General features: G+C 66.3%; 6 protein-coding genes. 2 read left to right on the forward strand and 4 right to left on the reverse strand.

All coding sequences use genetic code 11. The features are described from left to right. Positions 1 to 19 precede the first annotated feature (19 nt). Positions 20 to 451 (reverse strand): DUF488 domain-containing protein, encoded by a 432-nt coding sequence (locus QN347_RS09610; protein ID WP_322163047.1) that lies wholly within the window; start codon positions 449 to 451, stop codon positions 20 to 22. 69 nt (positions 452 to 520) lie between these two features. Next, positions 521 to 2,227 (reverse strand): hypothetical protein, encoded by a 1,707-nt coding sequence (locus QN347_RS09615; RefSeq protein ID WP_322163045.1) that lies wholly within the window; start codon positions 2,225 to 2,227, stop codon positions 521 to 523. Between the two features lie 224 nt (positions 2,228 to 2,451). On the opposite strand from QN347_RS09615, the gene trmFO reads away from it, so the two are divergent. After that, the gene (gene trmFO, locus QN347_RS09620; RefSeq protein WP_322163043.1) at positions 2,452 to 3,765 is read left to right on the forward strand and encodes a methylenetetrahydrofolate--tRNA-(uracil(54)-C(5))-methyltransferase (FADH(2)-oxidizing) TrmFO; all 1,314 of its coding nucleotides are present in this window, start codon (positions 2,452 to 2,454) and stop codon (positions 3,763 to 3,765) included. Positions 3,766 to 3,774: 9 nt separating this feature from the next. On the opposite strand, the gene QN347_RS09625 is transcribed toward trmFO, so the two are convergent. Together QN347_RS09625 and QN347_RS09630 are read right to left on the reverse strand one after the other, a co-directional pair. Further along, positions 3,775 to 4,266, reverse strand: coding sequence for a histidine kinase (locus QN347_RS09625; RefSeq protein WP_322163042.1), 492 nt, complete (start codon positions 4,264 to 4,266; stop codon positions 3,775 to 3,777). A 56-nt stretch (positions 4,267 to 4,322) separates the two neighbouring features. Then, positions 4,323 to 5,015: a squalene/phytoene synthase family protein gene (locus tag QN347_RS09630; RefSeq protein WP_322163040.1), complete on the reverse strand. Its 693-nt coding sequence runs from the start codon at positions 5,013 to 5,015 to the stop codon at positions 4,323 to 4,325. A gap of 132 nt (positions 5,016 to 5,147) precedes the next feature. Here QN347_RS09630 and QN347_RS09635 point away from each other — a divergent pair, with 132 nt between their 5' ends. After that, positions 5,148 to 5,978, forward strand: coding sequence for a pilus assembly protein TadG-related protein (locus QN347_RS09635; RefSeq protein ID WP_322163038.1), 831 nt, complete (start codon positions 5,148 to 5,150; stop codon positions 5,976 to 5,978). The last annotated feature ends 73 nt before the right edge of the window (positions 5,979 to 6,051 follow it).

Consider the following 6,051-nt stretch of genomic DNA (forward strand, 5'->3'; position numbering starts at 1 on the left):
AGCAAAGTATGACGACACTTTAAGCGAACAGATCGATCACTTCGGCATCCGCCGCTTCGGCCTCGAGCAGCAGCGTGCGATGGCAATGCCGCGGGTCGCGCTCGAAGCACAACAGGGCGCTCGGCTTCTCCGCCGCGAGTTCCAGCATCCGCGCGGTTTGCGCCTGCGCTTCGGGCAGAACGAGCTGTTCGGCATAGACCGCCTCGAGCGTCGCCACATCGCCCTTCTTGGCAGCATCGCGCCCGCGCTTGGGGGTGCCGAGCGCTTTCAGATGGACATAATCGATTCCGGCTTCGGCGAGCGACGCCGCAAGCGACGTCTTCGAAAAACCCGGCCGGCGCGATAAAGGCAGCGCGCGGACGTCGATCACGCGGGCGACGCCCGCACGAGTCAGCGCATAGATAAACGCCGCCATCGTCGTGGCTTCATACCCGATCGTATAGATCTTCATCGCAACTCCTCGTCCGCCATGTCGGTACGAAGCGTCGCGCGATCAATGCGTCCGCCGTGATGCCGCGGCTCAGCGCGCGGCGTGTTGCGCAGCCCCCGACGCCGCAAGCAGCGCCTGTGCCCGGGTCTTTTCGGGTGAATCGTATCCGCCATAGAGCACCGGTATCAGCACTTGCCGCGCGAGATCGGCATGCCCCTGCCGCACCAGTTCCTGCGCGAGCAGCAGCCGCGGCCCGGGCGCGGCGGGGACTTCCTGCGTCACCTTGACGAGCCCGAGCATCGCTTGGTCGGGCACAGGCTCGCCCGCCTCGGCATAGCTGTTGAAGAAGGCGAGCAACGGGAGCGGCGTATCGTTGTCGATCCGCAGCGCGCGGACGATCGGCACGCGCGCCGCTTTGAGCGCGGCCACGCGATCGGCCGTGGGGCCTGCCAGCGCCTGATGCGTCAGCGCGATCCCCTTCCACGCGAGCGCGCGGATATTGTCGGGAGCCCTGGCAAGCACGCGCTCGGCCGACGCGAGACAGGCGGCATTCTGACCAGCGCGGCACTCGACCTCGGCTTGGGTCAGCAACGCCTCGGGATTGTATGGCAGATCGGCCACCGTATCGTGCAGCCGTGCGACCCATCCGCTGTCGGCCGGCGCGGCGGCAAGCCGAGTTCCTAGCTCGAGCCGCGCCTCGATCACGGCGGCGCTGCTGCGCGGCACGACGTTGATCGACGGATCGCCGCCCGGTGGTGGCACCGCGTCGGCGCGGGCATATTCGGTGCCGCGCTCCTGATAGATGTCGAGATCGTGCTGGAGACGGCTGAGATCGCCGAACACCTTTGCCGCCTCGGCCATCGGCACGCCCTGTCCGATCGCCGCCATATAGCGTTGGAATTGCGCGCTCCGCTCGGCCTTGAGCTGCGAGAAGAGGAAGAAATGCGTGAGCAGCCAGGCATGATACGGCGTCCAGCGCATCTTGCCCGTATCCCCCTGGAGATATTCCCCGGTTATGATCGGCTTCACGCGAAGCGGCCCATAGGCATTGAACACCTGACGGTAATCGAGCGGATCGCGCGCATAGTCGACCTTGCCGTCCCGCCGCACCTCGAGCGTCGAGAACAACGCGCCGACCCCGTCGAGATACCAGCGCGGATAGGCGGCTGGCACGTAGGTCAGCAGAAAATGCTGCGCGAACGCCGAATAGAGCACCGCCTCCCATCGCCGTGCGATCGGCGCACGCGCCATCGCGCCCATCATGCTCGTCCCGCCGCTCGCCTCGTCATTGGTCGACGTCGACCCATCTTCGAGATCGCGATCCTCGGCGAGCGCGGTGGAAAGCTTGATCACTTGATCGGTCCGCGCGACGGCGAGGACCGGACCGTCCTCGCGCGGATCGTAATAGCGCTCGCCCGCAAAGGTCGTCGCATAGGGGCCTTCTTCGGAGCGCAGGTTGCGCAGCTTCATCGCCTTGAAGAAATCGGCCGAGTCGACGAGCGTCACTTGCAGCTTCACCGTGTCGTCGGCGGCATTGGTCCGGTGATAGAGCCGCGCCATCAACGCATAGAGCCGCTCGAGCGTGTTGGTGACGCGCTTGAGTTCTGCCTCGCTCCCCTTGCTCGTGACGATGACATGCGCCGACTCGGCGCGACGCCATGCGCTCGGCGTATCCGACAGCCCTTGAACGACGATGTCGGGCCCGGTCTTGGCCTGGACCGGCGGCTGTTGTGCCGCGCCGGGTGCCGCGACGCCCCACCATATCACCGCTGCAGCAAGATACCGGCCGATCGCCATGACACGACTCCGTAAGGGGCGGCTTTCGACCGCGAGGAACGTTCTCCGAGCGCAACCATATCGCGCGGCGGAGGCGAGCGGTAGAGGCAGAGCGCGCTAAGTCCCGAATTTCATGCGTGAAGTTTCTGTCATCTCGCGAACGCATTGCTGTCGACGCGGGGCCGCCAAGCGCTCCGCACGCACGGCCTTTGCCACCCCGCCCCGCGCCCGCTATCAGCCAGCACATGACACACGACGTACACATTATCGGCGGAGGCCTTGCGGGCTCCGAAGCCGCCTGGCAGCTCGCCGAGGCCGGCTTCAAGGTGAAGCTCTCCGAAATGCGCGGATCGGGCGAGATGACCCCGGCGCACCAGACCGACGGCCTTGCCGAACTCGTCTGCTCGAACAGCTTCCGCTCGGACGATGCGACGAGCAATGCGGTCGGGCTGATCCACCAGGAAATGCGCACGCTCGGCTCGCTGATCCTGCGCGAGGCGGACGTCCACAAGGTGCCCGCAGGCTCCGCGCTCGCGGTCGATCGTGATCGCTTTTCCGACGGCGTCACCGCAGCGCTCAGCGCGCACCCTAATATCACGATCGTCCGCGAACGCGTCGACCTCCTGCCCGCCGAGGGGCTCACGATCGTCGCGACGGGTCCGCTCACCGCGCCCGCGCTGGCCGACAACATCGGCGGCGCGACCGGCAAGGATGCGCTCGCTTTCTTCGACGCGATTGCGCCGATCGTCCATTTCGACAGCATCGACATGGAGACCGCCTGGATGGCGTCGCGGTGGGACAAGGGCGATACGAAGGATTACATCAACTGCCCGATGACGAAGGACGAATATCTCGCCTTCCACACCGGGCTCATGGAAGGCGAAAAGACCGAGTTCAAGGAATGGGAGAACGTCCCCTATTTCGAAGGCTGCATGCCGATTGAGGTCGCCGCATCGCGCGGTGTCGACACCTTGCGCTACGGGCCGATGAAGCCGGTCGGGCTCGACGATCCGAGGACCGGGCGCTGGCCCTATGCGGTCGTGCAGCTGCGCCAGGACAATGCCTCGGCCACGCTGTGGAACATCGTCGGCTTCCAGACCAAATTGAAGCATAGCGAGCAGGTCCGCCTGTTCCGCACGATCCCCGGTCTTCAGAATGCCGAGTTCGCGCGATTGGGCGGCTTGCACCGCAACACCTTCATCCGCTCGCCCGAACTGCTCGATCCGACGCTGCGGCTGAAGGCGCGCCCTAATATCCGCTTCGCCGGACAGATCACCGGCTGCGAAGGCTATGTCGAAAGCTCGGCGATCGGATTGCTCGCGGGGCGCTTCGCCGCGGCCGAACTCGGCGGGGCCGCGATGACGCCACCGCCGGTCGAAACCGCGCTCGGCGCGCTGCTCCACCACATCACCGGCGCCGCTGTCGCCGAGACGTATCAGCCGATGAACGTCAATTTCGGCCTGTTCCCGCCGATCGAAGGCCGCACCAAGAAGGCCGACCGCAAGAAAATTTACACCGACCGTGCCCGCGATGCGCTTGGGGCGTGGATGGCAGCGTAACGCCGCCGTTCAGCTCTCCTCGGCGTTCGCCGGCGCGTCGTCCTTGGCCGCCGGCGGACAATCGCGCCGCACGCGCGGCGGCTTGCGCTTGACCGCGGTCCTGGCGAATTCGACCGGGGTCATCGCGCCCGATTTGTCGCCATCGGCCGCGGCAAACTTGCCTTCGGCCTTCACTGCCCATTCGTCGAACGCCAGCAGGCCGTCATGGTTGACGTCGAGCTTGGCGAACGCCTTGCGCCGCGCGGCGAGATATTCCTCGCGCGTCACCTTGCCGTCGCGGTCCTTGTCGTAGCGGTCGAAGCGCTTCTGCTCGCGCGTCCTGTCGCTCGCCTCGGGAACGGTATCGGGGAGCGGCGCCGCCGCGCCCGTCGCCTGCCCCTGCCCCTGCCCGACCGGCGCCAGCGGCAACGCGGCGACCGAGCGCGCGTTGCGATTGAACACCAGCATCCCCGCCGCCGCCAGCGCCAAAGCCGCCAGCCCGCCCACCAGATAGCGCCACATATCGTCCCCCCACGATCGTCGCGGCAGGATAACCCGTTCTGGCGCCTTGCGAAAGTCTATCGTCCGGTAATGCGGTGCAACGCCAGTCGCGCGACCCGCCGCGGTGCCCCATGCGGCACGGCGGTATCAAGCGGGACCGCCAGGTCCATCCGCGCCAGCTGCGTCAGCGCGCCGAGCGGGCGCCCGGCGCGGCTCCAGCGCACCGCCGTTGCCGCTGCGATCGCCTGTGAGGCGGACGTCGCGGCGCGACGTGCGACCGCCGGGTCGCGTACGTGGCGCGCGAGGTCGGCCAGCACCCATCCCTCCCCCGCCGCCTCGACGGGGTCGGCTGGCGCGCCGCCAAGCACGGTCCGCGCCGCGACGAACAAACCGCGCCCCCGCGCTTCAGCATGGAGCTGCAGCGCGGGTCCGTCGATCGCCTCGGCTTCGAGCAGTGCTTCCCACCCATCGATCATCGCGGCGAGCTGCGCGCCGCTAACGCCCCGCGCCACCACATGGTCGGCGAGCGCCTGTAAAACAGGCTGCGCGGGGGGCGGCGCGCTGTCGAGCGCGCGCAGCGCCTCGTGCCACCATGTCAGCCGCATCTGTCCCACCAACGGCTCGCGCGTCGTCCGCAGGATCTGCCCCAGCGTATCGTCGAGCGAGAAAAGCGCGGCTAGCCCCGGCCGCGCGGTCTCGGCCGCATAGGAAAGCGCCAGGGCCCGCTCGGCCGACCTGGCCTGCGCCGCGGTTAACGCACCTTTTACCATCGATCTTGTACCCAATTTAGCCGCCTCTTGTTCAAGGCGGCCCGATCTTATGTTCAAGGCGTAACCATGTTCCGGCGTATCGCGAAACCCAAAGACGACGTACGACCATTTTTGAGCCGCCTGCGACACGATGTGCGTGGCAACGCCCTGGCGATCATGGCGGCCGCGATGGTCCCGCTGATCGGGTTCGCCGGCTCGGCGATCGACATGGGGCGGCTTTACGTCGTCAAGGTCCGGCTACAACAAGCGTGCGACGCGGGCGTTCTGGCCGGGCGCAAGACGATGACCGACACATCGACGACCACAGCGCTCGATTCCACGGCATCCGCGCAGGCGCAGAGCTTTTTCGCGAACAATTTCAAATCGGGTTTCTATTCGAGCACGGCGGTGGCGTTCACGCCGACCAAAGCGGTCAACGGAACGAACTCGACCGTCGCCAACGCCGTGACTGGCAGCGCCACTGCGACGGTACCGATGACGTTGATGACCTTTTTCGGCCAGCCGGCGATAAAGCTGACCGTTGCGTGCCAGGCGGTGTTCGACCTCGCGGATACCGATGTGATGTTCGTGCTCGACACGACCGGTTCGATGTCATGTCAGCCGAGCGATCCGGCGAGCTGCGCGAACGGCGTGGTGTCGTACACGCGCGGCGACCAGACGACCGGCTATTACAATCAGGAAAGCAGCAATTCGAAGATCGAGGCGCTGCGGCAGGCGGTCGTGCTGTTCGATACGACGATGCGGTCCAGCGCCGACGTGACGACGCATTTTCGCTATGGCTTCGTGACTTATTCGTCCGCGGTCAATGTCGGCGGGGTCATTCCGCCGAGCTACCTTCAGAACACAAACTGGACGTATCAGAGCCGGCACGTTCAGGGAGATTACAATTACGGTGCGGCCACGTCGGCCAGCTATACCGGTGTTCCAAGCGCCTCTTGCGTGGGGCCGCAGCGAATGCCGTAATTACCCACCCCCTACCGGCTATAAGGCAGAGACGGCACCGAGGATGGTCTGGAATGGACTGCCTCCTGCGAGA

This window comes from Sphingomonas sp. 10B4 (genome assembly GCF_035019905.1).
Lineage (GTDB): Bacteria > Pseudomonadota > Alphaproteobacteria > Sphingomonadales > Sphingomonadaceae > Sphingomonas > Sphingomonas glacialis.

Bases quoted from the DNA above. Each gene is read 5' to 3' on its own strand.
- QN347_RS09625 (WP_322163042.1), bottom strand. From the start codon at position 4,266: ATGTGGCGCTATCTGGTGGGCGGGCTGGCGGCTTTGGCGCTGGCGGCG.
- trmFO (WP_322163043.1), top strand. From the start codon at position 2,452: ATGACACACGACGTACACATTATCGGCGGAGGCCTTGCGGGCTCCGAA.
- QN347_RS09630 (WP_322163040.1), bottom strand. From the start codon at position 5,015: ATGGTAAAAGGTGCGTTAACCGCGGCGCAGGCCAGGTCGGCCGAGCGG.
- QN347_RS09610 (WP_322163047.1), bottom strand. From the start codon at position 451: ATGAAGATCTATACGATCGGGTATGAAGCCACGACGATGGCGGCGTTT.
- QN347_RS09615 (WP_322163045.1), bottom strand. From the start codon at position 2,227: ATGGCGATCGGCCGGTATCTTGCTGCAGCGGTGATATGGTGGGGCGTC.